The sequence below is a fragment of the Gottfriedia acidiceleris genome (assembly GCF_050457485.1).
GTDB classification, from domain to species: domain Bacteria; phylum Bacillota; class Bacilli; order Bacillales; family Bacillaceae_G; genus Gottfriedia; species Gottfriedia acidiceleris_D.
Window position 1 is genome coordinate 373,279 of the sequence record NZ_JBCMJM010000001.1, and the last position, 21,858, is coordinate 395,136.

A 21,858-nucleotide genomic window follows, 5' to 3' on the forward strand; every position below is an offset into this window, starting at 1 on the left:
AGAAGCATTTTGAATAAAAATTAATGAAAGCCTAATCTTTTCAACACTAGACTTATAGAAACTAAGGATTTAGAATTATAAGGAAGATTTGAAAACAAAGGAGAATTGCATGACAAAAATAAATGTATTATTTGATTCGAAGGATATGGAACGAAATACATTACCTTATTACTACGATTACGGAAAGATCATTTCAACTATTCAAAGTCAGCTAATAGATACATTTGGGGTAGATTTCCAAATGTATTCAGATGAGGATACAACCAATGAAATTTGGGAAATTCTAGAAGAAGATCTTAAAGAAGAATCGAGTGAAGTTCAATTAATCAGCCATATTTATAATGAGCTTGAAACAAAAACTATTTCTTCGAATCACACTGATAAAAAATTGGAACTCATCATTAAGCCAAGGGTTGAAAATGGATTATACTATTATCCGAATTACGGAGTAGCTTTATCGAAAGCGATGATATTTGAAGCGGATAATCAATATAATAGAGACCTGATTTTTGCAAAAAATGATTCATGTCTTTCATCCTTTTTTCAATACGTACTAAAAAGAAAACGAGATTATATTAAAAATTATGTAACAGTCTATACAGATACAGATGACGGTGTCGAAACATCAATTGAAAATATTACCAAAATGGTTAATAGAGAAGATGTATTTTTAGAAGAATCATTAAAAAGAGAAATTTATCGATCAATAGACCATTTCTTTAATGAAGGTCGAGATTTCTTTAAAACATATGATATCCCATATAAACGAGGATTTTTATTATATGGAAATCCAGGAAATGGAAAAACAACATTAGTAAAATCAATTGCAAGTAGTATTAACGCACCGGTTGCATATTGGCAAATTACTGAATACACATCAAGTTACACAATTAAAGAGGTCTTTAGTTCAGTGTTAAAAATAACACCAATGGTACTAGTTATCGAGGATATTGACAGTATGCCTCCTTCGGTTCGCTCAGTATTCCTAAACACAATTGATGGTGCAACTTCTAAAGAAGGTTTATTTTTAATTGGAACGACTAATTATCCCGAAAAAATCGATCCAGCTTTAATGAATCGCTCTGGTAGATTTGATCGAGCATATGAAATTAAACAACCAACAAAAGAAATGCGTTCTGACTATTTACAAAAGAAAAAATTAAATCGAATTTTAAACAATGAAGAATTACAGTTACTAATTGATTCAACGAATGACTTCTCTTATGCTCAATTAAATGAGTTATATATTTCAATCATAATTGAGTGGGACTGTGAACAAAAAGTAGATATCATTCGACTATGTGACGAAATGAGATCCATTTTACGTAAACAAAAAAAGCAAAATTGGGAAAAGAATCAAACTGTGGGATTTTCTTTTGAATAATTGATTTTTCTTTTTCTTGTGCTAGTTATGAGTATGATATCCATCATTATAACTTTGAAAAGATAGAAGCAAGGGCTTCTATCTTTTTCTTTTTGGCTCTTTTAAAATAGATTGTTGATCTCCTTATTAAACTACCATGAAAATTAGTTTCTTCATAAATAGAAAAATGAAAATACTAAAGAAAACTCTGCTCAAATTTTAAAAATGAGTAGAGTTAACTAAAAAGCCTAGTGATTACAGTAGACTGGAAAAAAGTCAGTATTTGTATAGACACTTACCATACATTTTCATTCGCCTTGGTGCAGCGCTTGCGCTCCCATAGGTGGTTAAATGGTAGGATAGTTTCTGAGGTGTATTAATGATAAATTAAAGAACTACATACTATATACGTAGGTTTTGATATAGATAATTAAGTAGGATTACTTCAAAAATAATAAAAATATTCCAGAAGGATATACTATCTTGGTAACGAATTTGCTTTTTTGGAGGAATGTACATGAAAAACCAAACTATCAACTTACTTCAAATGTCATTTATCCTAATTGGTAGTACTGGACTTGTTAACCATGTCATTATCATTCCTATGGTTTTGGACGTTTCGGGCCGTGATTCTTGGATTACCATTTTGATTTCGAGCGTTTCTTTACTATTCTTTATACCGATTCTCTACTTTATCCAAAAACGTATGGACGGAGTACAGTTGTTTCTTTGGCTTAAAGGAAATTTTGGGAGATTTATTACATACCCATTAATGGCTATGATCATCCTATACCTATTTTCCTCGGGTGTCGTCCTTTTAAAGGAAACGTTAACCTTTTTATCGTTTTATCTCCCAATGACACCTAGAGTATTATTAGGTGCCACTTTTTCTATTATCTGTTTCTATAATGCAAAGCACGGAATTCAATCCATTGGGTTAACGGCGGGCATCCTTCTCCCAATTGTCATTTTTTTAGGTTTTTTTGTCATGGCTGCGAATTTTCCGCATAAAGACTACTCTTTATTAAAACCATATATAGAATACGGAACTTCTCCTGTTATAAAAGGCATGATTTATCCAATATCAGGATTTGTAGAGGTAGCTTTTATCCTCTTTTTTCATCAACACTTAAATGAAAAAATAAAGTTTACTACTCTGATTTGGATTGGAATCACTTTTGTAATCCTAACCCTTGGACCAACGATCGGGGCCATCACAGAGTTTGGTCCATTCGTGGCTGCTAAGCAACGATACCCAGCCTTTGAAGAATGGAGGCTAGTCTCAATTGGTCGTTATATTGAACATCTCGACTTTTTATCAGTTTATCAATGGTTTGTTGGAGCTTTCATCCGTTTGTCTCTTCTTACTTTTTTAGTCTCAGATATTCTTCAAGTTACAAATAAGAAGGTAAATAGTGGAGTAAAACTTTTTTTCCTAGGGTGGGTCACTTTGATATCCATTTTGTCCATTAATGATACTTCTTTTTATTTGTTTTTATCCCGTCAATTTTTACCGGGTACTTTTGTATTTATACTCATGATTCTTGTACTTTTAGCCATCCTCTCTATGTTTGTGAATAAAGAGAAAGGAGGTAACACCAATGAAGCACAATAAGCAACCTGATCAAGATCAGATGAAGGTCAAGTGGGATGAAGAAATTTTAAGGGGCTGGTTTGAAGGAGCGCAAGATGTCATTTTCCAAAAACAGCAAATCGACAGTGGCAAACGTTATTTTTTTATTTTATCTTTATATTGTCAAAGTCTCATAGACATAAAAGAATTGAGAAAAACAATCATGCCTCATCTTCATGAAGTGTTGGAAAATGGATTTACCGGTGATGCAAAGGATTTGGAGTCAAAACTTGATTTCCCTATCACTTTCTTTAAATCAGATTTTTCACAGGAAGACCTCGCCCAAAAAATATTTGAAGGAGAAGTTCTCTTTTTCCTCACTGCGTCTAGACTGGTTTTTTCCATAAAACTAGCGCAGCTACCAGCAAGATCTGTAGAAGCACCTAGTACGGAAGTGACACTAAGAGGGGGAAGGGACGGATTTGTAGAAGAAATTCAAACCAATATTGGTTTAATACGAAAAAGATTGAAAACATGTTCCCTTAGTTATGAAGAATTTGTTATTGGAACTAGAAGTAAAACCAGGGTTGCTGTTCTTTTTTTGAAAGATGTTATTTCACAAGATGTTTTAGAACAAGTACGATCCAAATTAAATAATATTAAAGTCGATGGCATTGTTTCATCTGATCAAATTGAAGAACTTATTACAGACCGGCCTTTCAGTCTCTTCCCTTTATTAGAATATACTGGACGACCTGATTATGCTGTAAATTGCCTACTTTATGGACGTTTCGTTTTATTAGTGGAAGGCTCACCGACTGTATCCATTGGACCTGTTACTCTTGTGTTTTTCGTGAATAATGCAGAGGACCAGCATTCGTCAGCTCCTTCCGCAAGCTTGGGAAGAGTACTGAGGATTTTCAGCTTAATTGTAGCTGTTTTTCTACCGGGATTTTGGATTGCTTTAGTCGCTTATCATCCGGATCAAATACCCTACACATTGTTGGCAACACTGGCTTTGTCAAGAGAGGGAGTTCCATTCCCTACTACATTAGAGGGATTCTTGATGATTTTTTTATTTGAGTTACTGAGAGAGGCAGGTCTTAGAATTCCTACTACTGTTGGTCAAACGTTATCCGTAGTAGGTGGATTAATTATCGGGCAAGCTGCCATCAGCGCAGGATTGGCTTCTCCTGGTATTGTCGTAATGATGGCTATTTCTGTGGTTTCGACATTTACTTTAATCAACCAGTCGCTTTCGGGAACATTAAGTATTCTCCGATATTTTGTCTATCTACTATCAAGCTTACTCGGAATAACAGGGCTTATATTTTCTGTTTTTATTATTTGTGTTCATCTTGTGAATTTACGCTCTTTCGGGGTTCCATTTATGGCCCCCTACTCTCCATTTGTACCAACTAGTTTGATTCCGGCAACAATCCGAATTCGTTTTAAAAATATGATTAGGAGACCGAAAGAGATTCATACGAACGATAGCACGAAAAAAAAGGGTGAGGAAAAAAGATGAGAAAAAAATTTTTTCAAAAAAAACTTCTTATAGTATTTCCATCTATTTTTCTGTTAACCGGCTGTTGGGACACAAGAGAAGTAGAGCATGTATGGTACATGAATTCCTTAGGAGTTGACTTTAAAAATAATCAATACGTGCTCTATCCTCAATTTATCAATTTTTCCACTTTTGCCAAACAAGAAACTACTATGCGGACACCACAGCCAATTTTTATTGGAAAAGGAACCGGGGAGATTTTAGACCATTCAGCGTTCGATTTTTATAAATCGACTCAACAAAGGGTATCTTGGGAGCACATTAATACAATCGTATTCTCTGAGAATGTATTAAAAAATGGAGATATGCGACAAATTGATGAATTCTTTGCTCGTTTCTTTCAGTTTAGAAATACGATGTGGGTATTTGGAACGAAGGAACCAGTCGAGGAGGTTTTAGCAACTGGAACCATCTTAAATCTCTCACCACTTTATACCGTGAGAGATATCCCGAATGAAATGACAAAAAACTATTCTCTTTTTAGTCCTTTGATATTTTACAAATTTCGGGCTTATTTTTATGAGCCTGCGATGACCACACAAATCCCATTCTTATCGATTACAAAAAAATGGAAATCAGACAAAAATGATTTCCCTTTATTAAAATATAGCGGGTCGGCTTTCGTAGCTTCAAAGAGCTACAAAGGGTATTTGTCTGAAAAAGAATTATCAGGTTTAAAATGGACGGGCAAAACTTTCACCCGAGCACCGATACTATTAAAACAAGATGGGGAGCCCGTTACAGAAATCGTATTGAAAAAACCAAAAATCCAAACAGTAGCCTATATAAAGAACCACAAACCGCATTTTCGAATGAAGATTCGCATAGAAGGAGATATTTTTCAGGTTGTAAAATATTTGCCTATGAAAACCGTAAAACAAATAGCTGAAAAAACATTGAAAAAGGAAGTTGAAGAAACCTACAAAAATGGGCTTAATAAAGGAATTGATGTTTATCAGCTTTCACAAATACTTTATCGAAATAATGTAAAAGACTGGAAAAAGTTTGAAAAGAACGGAGTAATTCCGCTTTCGCCGTCATCCTTAGATGTCGAGGTAAAGGTGCAAATTATGACAAGCGGCCAATGGAAGTCCACCAATTTACAGAAGCCATTCTCAAAAGAACCATAATTAGGCTAATTAAATTGATGACATTTTTCCATTTAATGAAAACCCAAAAAGAAATTTAAACTAGCATGAAAGAGCGATTGTAACTTTCATTCACTGTTGTGAATCATAGATACATTGTTGGCTAACGCATGCTTTTGTTGAACAACAAGATCGACATAAAAGTCGATTTTTTTATTGAGCTTGATGGCAGTATAGTTACTTAAGAATTATTAAAATAAATAATATTTCGTATTATGTTAAAAAGAAATGAGAAAATCTCTTTAATTACTGTCATTAGCAACAATATCTTTTTATTTAAGTACATATGTATTGTATTTAGTTTCTTCACCGATAAATATAATTGGAACAATACTAATACTAATTATCTGGGGAATTGTACTTCAATTATTTAAAAATAAATTATCAGTAAAAGAACGTAACTTTTGGTTATGTTGTATTTTATATGTAGTGATTTATCATGTGTTGCATTATGCTTTTGATCCGATAGCTTCAAAAAATATTTTTTATGCAATAATTTTTGTAATTTATACTTACGTTGGTTTGATTTCCTTTTTTGTGTATTACTTTAAGAATATAATAAAATATTAACTTTTTATATGCATTCAATAAATATCTTATGCAACTAGCGCAATGCATTAGTTGGAGATCAAGAACAGCCAAAAGCTGTTCTTTTTTATTAAAGTAAATGGCAGATTAGTTGAACAAGGATTTGGAAGTTTTTAGATAGAAATATAAAATTAAGAAGCTCGACAACCACTTTGCCTGGTTTTTATTTGTCGATAGCCACATTAACGAAAAAACAAAGCACAATATTAAACATTTCCTTTTTATCATCGTGAAATAACCGATACTTATGATAGCTTGCGGTTGTCGAAAAATGTGTTTAAGAGTTTACACAAATGTTAAGGGATGTGTGTTAATGAAAGAGTTCTATCACTCTAAAAAGAAGAAAACTCGGAAATGGAAACGGCTCAAGAAGAAAATAGAAAGATGGAGACGAAAAAGAAATGTAATTGACTTATATAGGGATCAACTTCTATATTGTAAAGAAATTTCGGCTATGAAATATTATTATCAGGATTATCACCTTAAAAAGAAGAAAATTCGGGGGTGGAAAAGGCACAAGAGGAATATAGAAAGATGGAGACAAAATGTAATCGACTTAGATAATATTGATTATTTTCGAGAAAGGTATATAAAGTATGTAAAGATAAGTAAACATCCCTTTAATGAGTCAGTTCTAACAACTCCTCCGAATTGGTATAAGCGAATATGGTTAAGCGAAATGATTGAAGTATATTTAAGGTGGTATGAAAAAATGGCTAAAGAGTCTGATGATTTTTATCTGAAAATTTTGTTTTATGAACAGAACTTTATGCATACACGAATTGTTGCTTCGTACAAATACAAAGACACTTATTTAAATGAGCCCATATTCCCCAAAAACCCTGTTACAAAAATATTCCCATTACATAAATTTGAATCTATAAAAAATAAATTAGCTTTGTTTGATTGGGAAGCCCATATTAATGTCAAAATTTATTCGGAAAATGAGGATTTCAATGTTAATATACAGGCTGAGGTTCTGACAGAGGCTGAGGTGAATGAGATAAGAAATAAATCTTATGAAATCGAAAAAATTAAAGAACAACATGGGAATTTCATTGATTATAAAATTAATATTGGAGATGTTTGGGTGGGAACACTAACAAATCGGAAGCTCCCTAAATAGGGATGTTCCCATTTGTTGGAACATTAAACCTAACAGAGCCTTACTAAAAAAGTGATGGAATTATCCTAATTCCTTATACAACTACCATGGGAGTACGATATAAACTTCCATTCACTGTTGTGAATCTGAGGATTCATGGATGGCTAACGCATGCAATAGTTATATAACAACTAGGAGGAATAATTCATGCAGTGGTCTCAATGGTTACAAGGAGGTCCTTTCCTTGAGGTTAGTTTCTTATTAGAACTTAAAAAAAGGAAAAAAGAGACTATACAAGAAATTATCTTTAATTTATCAAAAGTAAGAAATAAAATTGAGATATATGATAAAAACGTTGATGAAATTATTGATTTTTTTGATAGAGGTTATCCTTTTGACGAAGAAGACCCACAATCAATTTACATTCATTCTCTAAAATTAAGGTTATATGTCTATTTATCAAGGAAACGAAAAGCAACACTACAAATTGAAATGATTTCTTCAAATGCAATAATGGTTAACTTTTGGTTTTATGGCTCAATCTTTGATGTCATTGAGTGGGATCAGATTGGAATAGAAAATGAAGAAATAATAGACTTCACAAATTTTCTTAAAGAGTTGTATGTCGTTTATGAATTTAAAATCGGTGGAATAGCAATTGAAGAAGATATCATCTCATTATTTGGATTCGATAAAGCATTTCCTAATGAATGCTATCGATATGAGAACATTTCTCCTGATCAATTTCTTCAAGAATCATATAGTTTCATAGATGTAATTTGGAATGAAAAATACAAGAAATTATGCCAAGCTCCATACAACCACAAAAGGCTAGACAATGATGGAATCCTAATTAATATCGGTATTTTTGATGAATAATCTTATGTAACTACCATGGGAGTACGATATAAACTTTCATTCACTGTTGTGAATCTGAGGATTCATGGATGGCTAACACATGCATTAGTCGAAGATTAAGAGTTACTAAGGTGACTCTTTTTTGTTTAACTAAATGGCAGATTAGTTGCATAAGAAAGATTGGAGTGTAGTCAAAAAATAAAGGAATTTGAATATAGTTTGGTAAATATAGTAAAAGAGGAGGATGCCGAAATGAAAAAATTTATTGTAGCAATCTCATTTCTTTTATTAACTGCCTGTACAAACGGGAATAGCACATTAAATAAGCTAAAAGAAGACTACCCTACACTAAAAAAAGAAGTAGAAAAACTACCTAAAGATGTTCAAAATGAAATAGTCGTTCCTAAGGAACTACCTTTTGATGTAAAAACTGTGTCACTCGAAGTAGGAGAAAACATGGAAAATCATACATATGATCACACTTCTATTAAATATACTGATGGAAATGGTACCATATTATATATCACAACGTTCCACAATAAAAACACTGCCTTCAATGGAGACGATCAAGAACATAAAACAACTAAATTAAAAGATGGAACAAAAGTGAATATTATAAAGGATAAGGATAGTCCAAAGGAGATTCGATGGAAAAAAGATGGATTTTATCATGACATTACGTTAATTAAATTACCAAATGCTGAAACAAAGTACACGATTAATGACCTTGTTAAAACAGCAGATTCGATTGACGAGTAATTCTTCAACTATTAATCAAGGGATTCTTATGCAACTAAAGCATGCAATAGTTGAAGATCACAAGCTGCTAATATGCGGCTTTTTTTATTTAAGTAAATGGCAGTTTAGTTAAAGAAGAAAAAGGACAAATCATTTAAAGATTGTCCCTTTCTTTTATAAAATAATCTTAGTTTTCCCAAAAATTGGTTGATGCTAAAGCGTTATCAGGATCTTGATTATTTTGATGGATATGCCTATTCTCAACTTCAATTAGGTCTGAGTGGCGGAAGAACATTGTCGGTTCATTCATTTGGTCACTTCTTCTTTGACCAACAAACGATAATTCGAGTTTCTCTGCTTCTTCATCGAGGTCGCCTTTTACAAAAAAACGGAGTATATCCCCTACATTTGCACCTGCCAATAAAAATGGAAATGTTCTGTTTCTACAATTATTCGCAGGGATTATAAATTCATCATCAGGAAAAATTTCCTCTCCTGATCCAACACCTGTAACTGGATCTACATGACAAATCTCGGCAAATAACTGGATTCTAAAATCTCTAGTGGTTGGATTTTTAATAGACACACGCATTATATCTGGAGGAAGTGGAGTTGTATCACCTGTTACTCTTCCAGGAATTTTCATAGGACCTGTTGTGAGAATATCATTATTGTGATCTGACATATAATTGTTCACCTCCTTTTTAAATCTAAATTAATATATGAGAAGTTGAGAAAAATTGAATGGACAACCTTCCTAAGGGTTTTGTACATATTTCTCCAGTGGTGAAATATACAATAAAAAAGTTTGCTGGAATGTAGATCCACATTGAACTAACTGGGTGCTTGAGCCCAATTATTTCTTATTCTGTAAAAATCTCTATTCAACTTACCATTTCCTTTTGTGAAGAAGTGAACTTAAACTAATGCATGCATTAGTTTAACAAGGTTCGACTGCTTCGGCGGTCTTTTTTATTGCGCTAAATGGCAGGATAGTTAAACAATATTAGACAAGTTATTTATGTTAATTGTGTTATTCTATTTATAGAAACAAATTGTAATTATTTTCCAAAAAAGGAGGTTGGTTTATTTATGAAAAGAAAATTAGTATTATCTATTGGATTTGCAGGTGCTTTAGCATTATCAATCGGATTTACAAAAGATTTCCAAAATACAAAGGTATATGCACAGACTAATGGAGACCAATACAAATATGTGACTAGAGAGGAACAAGATTATAGAGAAGGTAATGCAGCTGAAGGAAAAAATATTACCACAGCTATAACAGTAGAAGAACAAAATATGGTGGAAAAAAGTTCATCTAAACAAGGATTTGTACCACAAGAAAATGGGACAGGCTTCTTTTTTGAAAAGAAATAAAGATAAAAATGCTATGTAACTAACGCATGCATTAGTTGCATAAGAAATATAAATGTTGTTGTAGTAAATGAGGTCATTTGTGGTACAAAAATAGGATAGAAATAGCAGATATCATTTCTGCTTTCTTATCCTTCATTTTTTGGCTTTAAAATGTGTGACATTTAATAAAAATACCTATCTATAAATATTTTTACTCATTTGCTTGACTTTCAATAAAATTTAATGGAAACAGGGTTATTTATTATCTTCTGGAACAGAAATTGGAGAATCACATACTAACCATCTGTAAATGTTACTTTCTATACGTTTTTATAATTGAGTTATCGCCTGCTGAGTTGACCATGTATCACTGCTGAATGCATGATAATTTGTAACTGCTGCTTGAAAGTCCATATCACTTGTAGTAGCAGTGGCATCATATACAACGGCAGTTTGAAACCCATTTTCGATTAAGTCTCTCATATGAGATTCAACACAAATATTTGATAGGACACCTGCTAAAATGACATTTTCTTTCCTTTGCTGACGTAACTGGTAAACTAAATCATTTGTTTGGGGGCTAGCGATTTTATGTGCGGTCGCAATGATGGTACGATTATCTAAAATATATGGGGCAAGTGATGGAACCCAGTCAGCCCCAATAGTAGGTGGAGTATAAGCACTTTGTTTTTGATAGACCCCGAGTTTTAATAACATATTTTGTTCAGCCCCAGTCAATTTCCATTTATAATCATGTGGATAAATGTAATGAGGGGATATAAAGAGTTGATACCCTTTATTCATTGCAGTTCTTATTAGAAGTTCAAGATTAACAAGAGTGTTATACTTTTCGATTATTCTTTTTGTTAAGTGGTATCCCTTACCTCCTGGTGAAAGAAAATCATTTTGAGGATCAGTTATGACAATTGCTGTAATAGCGGGATTAGGTTTAAACATTCAGTTTTCCTCCAATACAAATAATTATACATACTATCTTCTATATTCATTTGTTATTCTTTTATAAATGTATTTTTTAAGGATTGAATGTATTCTGTTTTTGAGAATTGACTTGTAATAAGACAATTCTTATCCGATATTCTTCCCTGGAACATAAATTGCCGAATCTTTTACATAGCCATTTTCAATCCCTAACGCAATCGTCCCAAGCAATTTCTCACTCGGTTTCATCTCCATAGTACAAGTAAAGAATCTAATATGATCAGATTCCTTTGTATCTTTAGTGATCACAGGACAAGCAAGAAAATTCCCCAATCGTTTTAAAACGGTATGTAATTAAAGAGAAGTTTCTTAAGCAACTAAAGCATGCTCTAGTTGAATAAGTGTTCCTAAAGGTTGTCTAATTTGACAACCTTTTTTAGTTCAAAAATCCACTTTTTAATTTAACAGCGTCTTCCTTTTATTTAATCTTGTCCTAATAATTTACTATTATAAGTTGCATTTCTCTTCTCTTTTCAATTTCATTCCAATTAATTAAGTGACTGTAATACGATCAAAAAATTTTAATACTTTTAATTCCATTTTTGAATAAAGTTAAACGAGGAATATAACTAATTTTCAGAAAAAACGATTGAAAAACGACACTAGTGTCGTTATAATTAATATAAAAACGACATAAGTGTCGGTTTTAAGGGGGTAAACAAGATGAAAGGTTTAAGGAATAATAAAGGTTTCTTAACATTAATGGTTGCTCAAGCGATTTCAAATATTGGTGATTGGTTAAGTATTGTCGCGATCATTACACTTGTAGGGTTAAAATGGAATGCTTCGCCAATCGAGGTTTCATTTATTATTTTATGTCTTGCTGTTCCGATGGCTTTATTAGGACCTGTTGCGGGAACGATAGCAGATCGCTTTAGTAGAAAGCAATTAATGGTTTTATCTGACATTGTACGTGCTGGTTTATTTGTTTTACTTGCATTAGCAAATACGTTGTGGATGGTCTATATTTGTTTGTTTACGATTGGATTGTTTTCTGCAGTTTTTAATCCTGCGAAAAATGGTAAGTTAAAGGAACTAGTTCCGAATGAAGAAATAAAGAGCGCAATGTCAATTACAGCAATGATTGACTCAGCTACAAAAATTTTCGGGCCGATTTTGAGTGGAATTCTAGTTTCGGCAGCTGGAACGACACCAGTATTTTATATTAATTCAGTATCATTTATTATCTCTGCAATCTTAATTTTCTTGCTACCAAAAGTTGCCAATCAGGTTAAAGGAGAAAAAGTGAAAGATAAAGCTAAATCTTCCTATAAAACTGAATTTATGGAAGGCGTATCATTTATTAAAACAAATACTCAAATTTTAGTCGGTATGTTATTTTTAGGTTATAGTCTCTTAATCTTGCAGTTATCAGATTCGCAAATTATAGTTTTAATAAGGGAACTTAAACATGCGTCACCAGGTTTATTTGGTTATTTAGTAACTGGTTCTGGAGTAGGAATGTTTTTTTCTAGTTTTATATTAGCGAAAAAAACAAATTATCGTGCCTATAATTTAATGTTAATTGGGGTTTGTGGAATCGGAATTGGTTTTGGTATGATGGCTTTATTCACACATTTTAATCTCGATTTTTCAATTGTTTGGGCACCATTATTAGGGTTGTTTGCAGGATTTGCAGCTGGCTTAGTGTTTGTTCCATTCCAGGCATCTGTTCAAGTCGATACCCCAGTTGAGTTAACAGGTAGAGTATTTGGCGTAATAGGAAGCGTTACCACAACAGCAACAATTATCGGACCTTTATTAGGAGGATGGCTATCAACTATAATAGGTGTCATTCCAACATTTATTATATCTGCATCACTTTTAGTATTTGTCTCACTAATAGGATTCTTAACGAAAAATAGAGTAGAGCGGGGGAAGAAAGATGTCTCCGAAAGTCAGCAAGGAGCACCAACAGCAACGTCGAACTAAAATTTTAGAAGCAGCAAAACAAGTGTTTATTGAAAATGGGTATGAAAGAACGACTATGAAGCATGTGATGGACGCATCAAATGTAAGTAGAGGTGGATTATATCAATATTTTGCTAATAAAGAAGAAGTGTTTGAATCACTTTTATATGAGTCTCTATTAAGAGTGTCTGAAGAAACAAGTAAATTATTGAATCAAAATGTTGATTCATATTGGGAATTACTTTTATTAAGAATGTTCGGTGAAAGCAGAGTGCCAAATGATCGAATGGATCCTTTGGCACCAATTACTTTAGAGTTTTTCATAACCGGTAGAAATGATGAAAGAAGAAAAAGGTATGGGAAAGAACGATATTTTTATGGTATTAAAATCTTTTCTGATGTCATAAAAGAAGGTCAAAAAAACAAAGAATTTAGTAAAAAGTATGATAGTGAAATTTTAGCAAGAATGATTGTTTCATTTATTGATGGACTTGCACTAGACTATGCAATACTATCAGCGGAAGAAATTATGATGAAAGAACAATCTGTTTTGTTTGTACAATTTTTAAAATTTTCTCTCGAAGTAGAATGAAGATTCGGGATTGTTATTAAATTAACATCCCGAATAAAATTATTTATTTAACATATTCCAGGTCTTTTCTCCAACTATCCCGTCCGGTGTTAGACCGATATGTTGTTGAAATAGCTTTACGGCATTTGCAGTCTTAGTACCGAAATGACCGTCTGGCGTAATGCCTAAAAGCTGTTGAATGGTAATGACATAAATATTTGAATCTCCTATTTTTATAACATGACCAGGGTATTTTAATGAGTGATTCAATAAATGCCCTACATTTATTTTGAAATGATTAAAAATTTCGCTATGTTTTACAAATGTGTATGGACACGGTTTTCTAGTAATATCAAAATGACGGACAATATCTTTTTGAGTTAAATTAAACATTGAACATAAATCATTCACAACCATCACTGTTCGATTGATGGTCGTATTTGAAATACGATTATCTTTTTCTACACACATTTCAACGGCAATTGATAATAAATTGGCATTGGGCTTTAATGCTTCAACTCCACGAAATGGTACACTATCCACAAAAGTATATTTTTCATTTGCATGGAATGTCACCTCATTTAAAGGGATAATACAAATTGCCTCTTTAAGATCCACAAAAATATGTGCTGAAGCATAAGCTGGTTTTCGCCCTTGACTAATTGCCTCAGCATTTTGTTGGGGTAAAACCTCGCCAAAATACTTATAATGTCCGTTAGCACTCGCACCTGGATTTGCAGTCCAATGAATAACGATTTTTTTAACTCCATTTAATTTTTGACCTGATCTTGTATATTGATTAATTGGGATGAATTTATTTTTCCAACTTGGCATGATAAAGCCTCCTTATATAAACTTTTAAGGATTTTTTAGTAAATAAGCCGTTAAATTCCATTTGTCACTACTATTAGATTATGAAACCTAAATTTTCATCATGTTAAAAACGGCTAGATAAACTAAGAAGATCCAATTTAAGGTTAAAAGAAGGTAAACGGTTATAATGATAGAATTTACATAGTAAGAGGAGCAAAAGTGGAAGGAATTCTCGGTACGTGACTAAGACAGACATGTAATTGGATTTCGGTACATGGCATAAAATTGAAAACTAAGAAAATGGCTATACTAATCGTGACCAAAGGAGTGATTAGATGAATTTTCGATCAAAGGAACAAATTTTAACGGAGCAGCCGTCTATAGAAAGAAAAATAGAATTTAGGGGTAATAAATACAAATTAGTTGATACAGTTCATGATGTTTCACACGGTGGGTTTGAGGATCTTACATGCTACACTTACCGAAATGAAACGGAAAACGCGGAAATATTATTATATGTGCAAAAAGGAAAAATTGTAATTGTTGAACCTTAAGAATAGGATTTATGACTGTCCTGTATATACAGGCAGTTTTTATTTGTTTTAGGACTAATATGATGACATTTAGAAATATTAAGTGAAACGATAGATTTGGAAAAATAGGAGGCATGTGGATTGAAAAAAGTTATTCTTTTATTCTCAATTCTTTTCTTAACAGCTTGTTCGCATGGTGCCAGTGCAGTTGAATCATTAAAAAAAGAATATCCTAAAACTATAAAGCAAGTAGTAGATCAATTACCTAAAGATGTACAAAAAGAACTAGTGGTACCGGAAAAGATACCGTTTAGAGCAAAGGATGTCACAATGGATGTACAAAAAAATCAAAAAAATGGAACTATTAATGCTACCTCTTTTAATTACTCAAATGAAGAAGTAGAGGTCACGATGTTTGTCATCACTTATCATAATAAAAAACCTTCCTTCCCAGATGAACAACAACCATTAAAAACAACCAAATTAAAAGATGGTACAAAAGTTTTGATTGTTGCTGATGATGATAATACAAAAACAATTCGTTGGAAGAAAGGCGGGCTTTATCATTCAATTTCACTTCTTTTTTCAGAAGAAACTGGTAAACAATACACTATTCGAGATTTAGTAAAAACTGCGAATTCGATGAGAAAATAATTAAAAGAGACCGCCAAAGAAATGACGGTCATTTTTTACACATTAAGAAAGTGTAAATAGGCAAACGGAGAAGAAAAATCGACTGAGATGCCAATTTTTAGGTATAAGCATAAATGCAACTACGCCTCTGACTTCCCCTAAACGGCTCGCCAATCGGCGAGTTTTCTTTATGAATTTTTAACTTCATTAAGAGCTTCAGTATTTGATTTACTTGGAGCAAAATAGCCTTCTGAATTAACTGCAGCTGGTATAGGTTGCCCTTTATTTTTGTTCTTCTTTTTTACATGTGGATTTTGATTGTGACCCATGAATATCACCTCCAAATTTAGTATGTGCTATATTTCCTACTTACTTTCGGAATTGTGATTAACAATAAGTGGGAAGTGGTTGCTAGGCAATTTTCTTCTCTTTTTGGGTATGTTTTCTTGAACGGTTAAGAATTAGTAAAGCTAATATTGAAAAGAAGATGGGACCTGCAATCATCCAAATTGTTGAGTTGTAATCTCCTTCGATAGCCGGTTGAATGATCGTAAAAAAGTTTGCAAATCCAACTACTAATATAACGAGAATGCTCGCAAATAAAGCAGATGAATTTGATTTTAAAATTTGGAATGGTTTATCGATTTGATCATTCCTTTTAAACATCGGATAGGCAATGCCTAAAAAAATATAAGGTAAAGTCATTGAAACATTTGTCATTAAAGTTATTTTATTAAAAAATGCAGATGCACCTTGACCACCAAAGGATGTTAGGACAATAATGATTGAAACAATTGCAAATTGTACCCACATTGCATTGACAGGCATTCCTTTTTCATTTGTGTCTGAAAATTTTGTCGGCCATAAGTATTTTGGTGTGCCCTTGATGATTGTTTTTAATGGTGCATAAATTAATGTGAAAAATGCTCCGGTATATGCAAGAAACATTGATAAACCGGTAATTCTTGCAAACCAAATTCCAATTAGATCGGCAGTGTGTGTAGATAAAGAAAAAGCTTTTCCAAGTTCTAATCCTAAATTGTACATTAGAACATATGTTATGTTCCCTAAATTCGTTGTGCTAGCACTTAAATCATTTGACCAGTTAATAAAAATACCTACTAAAAAAATACCTAACGAATATCCTACTGAGATAATAATTGCTGAAATCGTAATCCCTTTTGGAAAATTACGTTCGGCGTTTTCCGTTTGATCAACTAATCCGCCGATTGCTTCTAAACCGCCATATGCAAAGATTGCAAATACAACAAATGATAAGATAGCGAGGGTAGATAGATAATTTGGATTAGGTGAGTGAGTAAATGCTGATGAAAAGCTTTTAATTGGTTGAGCAAATTTTCCTCCATTGAATATAAAAATAAGGATACTTGTGATTAGCAATACTACATTTAATGAGAAAACTGTAACCCCACCAATCGTTGTAACCTTACTAATACTTTCAATCCCTTTTGAAGCGAAATATGTCACTACTAACATCCAAAGTAAAGCTAATATGCCAATTGATTGAGTAGATGAAAGTCCAAATAATGAAAGAGATTGCGTTTTGTCTCTTCCAAAAATAAAGGTTGATAGGGGAATCCAAACCTTTGAAGAGACACTAACCATATAAATTACATAGGAAGAGAACCACATAAAGGTTCCAATAAAAGCGAATCTAGGTCCAACTGAATCAGCCATCCATGTATAAATTCCACCTTCTGAATGCTTATATGCAGCTCCGAACTCAGCCATCATAAAAGCAAATGGAATAAAAAACGTAATAGCTGAGAGTAAATACCATGGAATTGCACTATATCCCATTAAATAAAAAGCTGTAGGTATATTTCCAAAGCCATATACAGTTGTAAATACCATTAATATTAAGCCAACAAGTGAAAGTTTTTTACTCAAGATCTCACCTCAAAAAATAGTCGATTATAAATGAATAGTAATATTTTCTTCAATAATCGGTAAATTATGAGGACATAACAAACGGCCTTAGTTTTACTAATTTTTTAGAAATAATAAGGAATAGTTTCTTTCTATTTTTCAAACGCTAAGTTGATAATAAATACTTAATAACTGTTTGTTCCAAAAAGAAAGGATGAACTAAATGAGCTTTAATGAAGTAGTATTAAGAGTTATATGCTCATTTTTTGTTTTATTTATTTTAACGAGATTAATGGGAAAGAAGGAAATTAGTCAATTAGATGTTTTTACATTTATAACAGCCATAACTATAGGAAATATAGCAGCATCAATTTCGGCAGATAAAACATTAACTATTGGGAATGGTATTATTGGTTTAGTTGGCTGGGCAGTTTTAACCATCATCATGGGGTATTTAAGTTTAAAATCAAAGACTGCACGTCGGTTTATTCTTGGGGAGCCAATTATCTTAATTAGACAAGGAAAAATAATGGAAAATGCATTAAAAAAAGCTAGATTAGATACGGAGCAATTTCAAGGAATGCTTCGTAATGAGAATATTTATTCGTTGAAAGAGGTAGAGTACGCTATATTTGAAATCGATGGCAGTCTATCCATTATGAAAACAAAAGATGTTAAAACGAAAAAAAATAAAACGTGGAAAAAAACTTTGTTATTTCCAACATCAACAGCAGTGGTAACTGACGGGGAAGTAAATGAAGATGCATTATCAAATTTAAACTTGGATAAAAAATGGTTAATGGCTCAACTCGAAAGGGTAGGTATAAAATCAGTTTCAGATGTGTTTTTTGTTGAAGTACAAACCGATGGGTCGTTATATATCGACTACCGAGAAGATCATTTTAATGAAGAAGAAAATTAATTGACTCACATCCTAAACTGGATATGAGTCAATTTAGTTTTTATCAAATTATTCGTAAATCGGCACCCAACCTTCAGTAGTAACAAACAATCGAACAGCAACTACTTTACGATCCTCTGCTAACGTGAAGTAGTGGCGTACATTTGGTGGTACAGAAATTAAATCTCCAGGATTCAAATTAACATGGAAAAAGCCTTCATTTCCTTCGATAATAAACGTACCGTGACCACTAACAATGAAGCGAACTTCGTCATCCGTATGATGATGCTCACGGTTGAAGTTTTTAAGTAATTCATCAAGATTTGGAGTTGCTTCTGAAAGAGTAATAATATCACTCGCTAAATAGCCACGTCTTGATGAAATACTGTCGATTTCAGCTTTAAATGTTTCAAGAATCGCTGCTTTTTCATCATCTGATAAAATAAATTTTTCTTGTAACGAACTATGTAATTGTTCGATATTCCAATTTTCGTAAATGACACCTTGTTCTTCTAAATATGCTTTTACTTCAACATCACTTGTAATATGATAATCTTTTTTTTCTACCCAAATTGTTGCCATTCTTCATTCCTCCAAATTAGTTCTTAATAAATGTATTTTTTTGTATACCTTGTAATGCGTATTGGAATAGAAACTCATAAGCTTCTAAATGTTTCTTAGCCTCAAATGCTGATTCAGCCCATACTGTTATACCATGATTATGAATTAATACAGCACCATGATCATTCTTAATATGTGGAAGAAATTCATTTGCAAGAGTAGGGATATGCGCATGATTTTTTATAATTGGAATTGTAATTTCTGCATCTTCTTCCCATAGTCCTAATGCTTTAATTATTTCGATACCAGAAAAAGATAACTCATCTTGATATGGAAAATCCTTTGTTATAAAGTTATTTGCTAAAGTGTGTACATGTAGAACGCATTTTGCATTTGTGTGTTGATAAATTAGACGATGTAAAATGGCTTCAGCTGATGGTTTTTTTGATTCATCCCACACAGATTGGTCAAATTCATTAACGAGTAAAAAATCGTCATAAGTATGTTTGGTTTTATCTTTACCACTAGTTGTAACTAAAAAGTTCAAAGGCTCCTCATTTACTTTAATTGATAAGTTTCCGCTAGTTCCTAAAAACCAATCTCGATCAGCAAGTACTTGTTTTACTTCACGGATTTCATCATAATGTTTGAAAAAGTCCTTCATACTAGTACCTCTCTCTCTAATGAAGCTCGAATATCATCGAAATTTTCAAAAGGAATAAAAGGTAAAGATAGTTCTTCGCATTTATCTTTTAAGAAATCTCGAGCAAAAATTAAATTGGCTTCTTTTGCAATTTGTAAGTCAGTAATTGAATCGCCAATGACAATGATAAAATCATTAGATTCACTAAATTTTCTTTTAACAGATGGTTTACACATTCCACAATCATTCGTACAGTTTTCATCACAAGAGTGATCCCAATGAATTTTTACAGTTTGACCTGTAAAGTCAGTACGATTACATAAAATATCCGAAGATGGAAGGTAATCCGCTAATATTGGATGAACGAAAAAATCTAGTCCGCCACTTACAACTTTTAACTCATATTGTTGAGCGCTTACAAATTGAATAAAATCGCTAAAACCATTTCGTATGACAGTACGATCGATTACAAAATCGGTCATTTCCTGTTTTTTCGTTGAAGGAATCGTAGCAAACATTTTCTCTACGCCTTCTCGAATCGATAGATTCCCATTTAATACTTCACTTGTTAATTCACTTACTGAAGGGGGAGCAAATTCTTTAATTAAATTAACGATATTGTCACCCTCCGTAATTGTTCCATCAAAATCACAAAAAATCTTTATTGCCATTGTTGTTTACCCCCAAAGTTGTAATGCTTTTTGTAGTGATGTATTTGGAAGTGCGTAGTCTTTTAGCTCAACTCCAGATAATGTTGCTGAAATTGCTTCTCTAAATGCATTACCTCCACCGATTGGTCCATCCGGATGACCATGAACACCGCCGCCGGCGTTAATGACTTGCTCAATTCCAAAATCTTGAATTAATTGAGGCACAAGTCCTGGGTGTATTCCAGCAGATGGTACTGGGAATGTCTCTTTTAATCCATTTGATACTGTTAAATTCTCAGCGATATTTAAAGCTGTCTCTTTTTGTAATGCTACTGATCCATATGGAGAAGGGAATAGACTAAAATCTGCACCAGCAATTCGTAAAATTTTCCCTAGTAATAATCCTGCGTCAATTCCATAAATTGGTGATGCTGTAAACGCACCCGATACAGCAGGATGAGCCATAATTGGAACATTAATTGATGGATCTTCCGCCAATCCTTGCAGTACATCAATTCCATACGAGAACACATTTAATAAAAATACATCAGCACCAGCTTCAGCAGCACGTAATGCTTTTTCTTTTAACTCATATGTACGGCCAGTTAAATTCACGGCGTATAATGTTTTGTGTCCCGTTTTTTCATAAACTTTGTTCAAAATATTTTTTCCGTAAGTTACGCGATCCGTAATAGAGGTAACCGTGTCAAAAAGAATCTCGTCATCTTTTATTAAATCTACGCCACCTAGAGCTTGTTTTTTTAATTCCTCTGAAATGTATTGAATATCTCTGCCGATAATTGATTTAAAAATGCTCATTAGTAAAGGTCGATCATATACATCCAATTTCTCTCGAATGCCTTTAATACCAAATTTTGGACCTGGAAAAAGATTTAAAATGTCATCAGTAAAATTTAAATCAATCAGTTTAATTTCACCATCAAGGGATAGCTTACCGAAAACGGTTGTTAAAATGGCTGGTAGATCAGCTGAAAAATTTAAGCTAGGATAATAGATTTCAATAATCCCTTTTGTCGGTTTATAGCCTAAAAAGTTAACGACATTTTCTTCGCATTCTATTTCACGAACTGAAAGAACTTTGCCTTTATGCTTTTGTAATTGAATTTGATCATTTTGAGGTAAAGTCGTCCAAGAACCAACCGTTAAACCTAGCGCGATTGACTCTGCCTTTTTTTCTAAATGATGATTTTTATCATAAACTTGGTAAGTTGCAATTACTCCACTCATTTCAAAACCTCCAAAAAGTTTTAATAAAACAAAAAACCTCTCCACTAAGGAGAGGTTTACCTACACCTTATCTGTCAGCAAATGCTGCGAGAATTAGCACCGTACTAGTTAACTAGCCGGTTGCCGGGTTTCATCGGGCTCGGTCCCTCCACCTACTCTGAATAAAGTTTTATTTAATTTTGAATTCTTAATCTAATCGCATTATT

22 protein-coding genes and 1 riboswitch are annotated in these 21,858 nt (G+C 32.8%); of the genes, 13 read left to right on the forward strand and 9 right to left on the reverse strand.

What is annotated here, in order from left to right; all coding sequences use genetic code 11:
• Positions 1 to 109: 109 nt before the first annotated feature.
• The 7 genes from ABEY15_RS01730 to ABEY15_RS01760 all read left to right on the forward strand — a co-directional run bounded on the left by ABEY15_RS01730 (position 110) and on the right by ABEY15_RS01760 (position 8,961).
• Positions 110 to 1,384 carry an ATP-binding protein gene (locus ABEY15_RS01730; RefSeq protein ID WP_429888033.1) on the forward strand — a complete coding sequence of 425 codons (1,275 nt, stop codon included), beginning with the start codon at positions 110 to 112 and terminating at the stop codon, positions 1,382 to 1,384.
• Positions 1,385 to 1,880: 496 nt separating this feature from the next.
• A complete protein-coding gene (locus tag ABEY15_RS01735; RefSeq protein ID WP_429888035.1) occupies positions 1,881 to 2,978 on the forward strand; it encodes a GerAB/ArcD/ProY family transporter in 1,098 nt (365 codons plus the stop codon).
• Positions 2,965 to 4,464, forward strand: a complete 1,500-nt coding sequence (locus ABEY15_RS01740; protein WP_429888036.1) for a spore germination protein — start codon at positions 2,965 to 2,967, stop codon at positions 4,462 to 4,464. The genes ABEY15_RS01735 and ABEY15_RS01740 overlap by 14 nt, the downstream gene beginning before the upstream one ends.
• Positions 4,461 to 5,633 carry a Ger(x)C family spore germination protein gene (locus tag ABEY15_RS01745; RefSeq protein WP_429888037.1) on the forward strand — a complete coding sequence of 391 codons (1,173 nt, stop codon included), beginning with the start codon at positions 4,461 to 4,463 and terminating at the stop codon, positions 5,631 to 5,633. The genes ABEY15_RS01740 and ABEY15_RS01745 overlap by 4 nt, the downstream gene beginning before the upstream one ends.
• Positions 5,634 to 6,552: 919 nt before the next feature.
• The gene (locus ABEY15_RS01750) at positions 6,553 to 7,365 is read left to right on the forward strand and encodes a hypothetical protein (protein ID WP_429888039.1); all 813 of its coding nucleotides are present in this window, start codon (positions 6,553 to 6,555) and stop codon (positions 7,363 to 7,365) included.
• A gap of 186 nt (positions 7,366 to 7,551) precedes the next feature.
• Complete coding sequence (locus tag ABEY15_RS01755) at positions 7,552 to 8,223, forward strand: hypothetical protein (protein WP_429888040.1); 672 nt, start codon at positions 7,552 to 7,554, stop codon at positions 8,221 to 8,223.
• Positions 8,224 to 8,454: 231 nt separating this feature from the next.
• On the forward strand, positions 8,455 to 8,961 hold the full coding sequence (locus ABEY15_RS01760) for a hypothetical protein (protein WP_429888042.1): 507 nt from the start codon (positions 8,455 to 8,457) through the stop codon (positions 8,959 to 8,961).
• Positions 8,962 to 9,127: 166 nt separating this feature from the next.
• On the opposite strand, the gene ABEY15_RS01765 is transcribed toward ABEY15_RS01760, so the two are convergent.
• On the reverse strand, positions 9,128 to 9,625 hold the full coding sequence (locus ABEY15_RS01765; protein ID WP_429888043.1) for a hypothetical protein: 498 nt from the start codon (positions 9,623 to 9,625) through the stop codon (positions 9,128 to 9,130).
• A gap of 407 nt (positions 9,626 to 10,032) precedes the next feature.
• On the opposite strand from ABEY15_RS01765, the gene ABEY15_RS01770 reads away from it, so the two are divergent.
• Positions 10,033 to 10,320, forward strand: coding sequence for a hypothetical protein (locus tag ABEY15_RS01770; RefSeq protein WP_429888044.1), 288 nt, complete (start codon positions 10,033 to 10,035; stop codon positions 10,318 to 10,320).
• 309 nt (positions 10,321 to 10,629) lie between these two features.
• On the opposite strand, the gene ABEY15_RS01775 is transcribed toward ABEY15_RS01770, so the two are convergent.
• Positions 10,630 to 11,256 carry an isochorismatase family cysteine hydrolase gene (locus tag ABEY15_RS01775; RefSeq protein ID WP_429888045.1) on the reverse strand — a complete coding sequence of 209 codons (627 nt, stop codon included), beginning with the start codon at positions 11,254 to 11,256 and terminating at the stop codon, positions 10,630 to 10,632.
• Between the two features lie 705 nt (positions 11,257 to 11,961).
• On the opposite strand from ABEY15_RS01775, the gene ABEY15_RS01780 reads away from it, so the two are divergent.
• Together ABEY15_RS01780 and ABEY15_RS01785 are read left to right on the forward strand one after the other, a co-directional pair.
• Entirely contained in the window at positions 11,962 to 13,230 is a 1,269-nt protein-coding gene (locus tag ABEY15_RS01780) for an MFS transporter (protein ID WP_429888047.1), read from the forward strand.
• A complete protein-coding gene (locus ABEY15_RS01785; RefSeq protein WP_429888048.1) occupies positions 13,184 to 13,801 on the forward strand; it encodes a TetR/AcrR family transcriptional regulator in 618 nt (205 codons plus the stop codon). Before ABEY15_RS01780 ends, ABEY15_RS01785 begins: the two co-directional genes overlap by 47 nt.
• A gap of 39 nt (positions 13,802 to 13,840) precedes the next feature.
• On the opposite strand, the gene ABEY15_RS01790 is transcribed toward ABEY15_RS01785, so the two are convergent.
• Complete coding sequence (locus ABEY15_RS01790; RefSeq protein WP_429888050.1) at positions 13,841 to 14,614, reverse strand: peptidoglycan recognition protein family protein; 774 nt, start codon at positions 14,612 to 14,614, stop codon at positions 13,841 to 13,843.
• A gap of 314 nt (positions 14,615 to 14,928) precedes the next feature.
• On the opposite strand from ABEY15_RS01790, the gene ABEY15_RS01795 reads away from it, so the two are divergent.
• Together ABEY15_RS01795 and ABEY15_RS01800 are read left to right on the forward strand one after the other, a co-directional pair.
• Positions 14,929 to 15,147, forward strand: coding sequence for a hypothetical protein (locus ABEY15_RS01795; protein WP_429888052.1), 219 nt, complete (start codon positions 14,929 to 14,931; stop codon positions 15,145 to 15,147).
• 120 nt (positions 15,148 to 15,267) lie between these two features.
• A complete protein-coding gene (locus ABEY15_RS01800; RefSeq protein WP_429888053.1) occupies positions 15,268 to 15,780 on the forward strand; it encodes a hypothetical protein in 513 nt (170 codons plus the stop codon).
• A gap of 167 nt (positions 15,781 to 15,947) precedes the next feature.
• On the opposite strand, the gene ABEY15_RS01805 is transcribed toward ABEY15_RS01800, so the two are convergent.
• Both ABEY15_RS01805 and yjeM read right to left on the reverse strand, forming a co-directional pair.
• A complete protein-coding gene (locus ABEY15_RS01805) occupies positions 15,948 to 16,088 on the reverse strand; it encodes a hypothetical protein (protein ID WP_180233036.1) in 141 nt (46 codons plus the stop codon).
• Positions 16,089 to 16,170: 82 nt separating this feature from the next.
• Complete coding sequence (yjeM, locus tag ABEY15_RS01810) at positions 16,171 to 17,670, reverse strand: glutamate/gamma-aminobutyrate family transporter YjeM (RefSeq protein WP_429888055.1); 1,500 nt, start codon at positions 17,668 to 17,670, stop codon at positions 16,171 to 16,173.
• Positions 17,671 to 17,872: 202 nt separating this feature from the next.
• Here yjeM and ABEY15_RS01815 point away from each other — a divergent pair, with 202 nt between their 5' ends.
• Entirely contained in the window at positions 17,873 to 18,571 is a 699-nt protein-coding gene (locus ABEY15_RS01815) for a DUF421 domain-containing protein (RefSeq protein WP_429888056.1), read from the forward strand.
• 48 nt (positions 18,572 to 18,619) lie between these two features.
• Here ABEY15_RS01815 and ABEY15_RS01820 read toward each other — a convergent pair whose 3' ends face one another.
• The 4 genes from ABEY15_RS01820 to ABEY15_RS01835 are packed head-to-tail and all read right to left on the reverse strand — an operon-like array spanning position 18,620 to position 21,652.
• Positions 18,620 to 19,132 carry a cupin domain-containing protein gene (locus ABEY15_RS01820; RefSeq protein WP_335474224.1) on the reverse strand — a complete coding sequence of 171 codons (513 nt, stop codon included), beginning with the start codon at positions 19,130 to 19,132 and terminating at the stop codon, positions 18,620 to 18,622.
• Positions 19,133 to 19,148: 16 nt separating this feature from the next.
• A complete protein-coding gene (locus ABEY15_RS01825) occupies positions 19,149 to 19,775 on the reverse strand; it encodes a methylthioribulose 1-phosphate dehydratase (RefSeq protein ID WP_429888057.1) in 627 nt (208 codons plus the stop codon).
• Positions 19,772 to 20,425 carry a 2-hydroxy-3-keto-5-methylthiopentenyl-1-phosphate phosphatase gene (locus ABEY15_RS01830; protein ID WP_429888058.1) on the reverse strand — a complete coding sequence of 218 codons (654 nt, stop codon included), beginning with the start codon at positions 20,423 to 20,425 and terminating at the stop codon, positions 19,772 to 19,774. The genes ABEY15_RS01825 and ABEY15_RS01830 overlap by 4 nt, the downstream gene beginning before the upstream one ends.
• 6 nt (positions 20,426 to 20,431) lie before the next feature.
• On the reverse strand, positions 20,432 to 21,652 hold the full coding sequence (locus ABEY15_RS01835; protein WP_429888060.1) for a 2,3-diketo-5-methylthiopentyl-1-phosphate enolase: 1,221 nt from the start codon (positions 21,650 to 21,652) through the stop codon (positions 20,432 to 20,434).
• A 64-nt stretch (positions 21,653 to 21,716) separates the two neighbouring features.
• Positions 21,717 to 21,820, reverse strand: a riboswitch (SAM riboswitch).
• Positions 21,821 to 21,858: the final 38 nt, after the last annotated feature.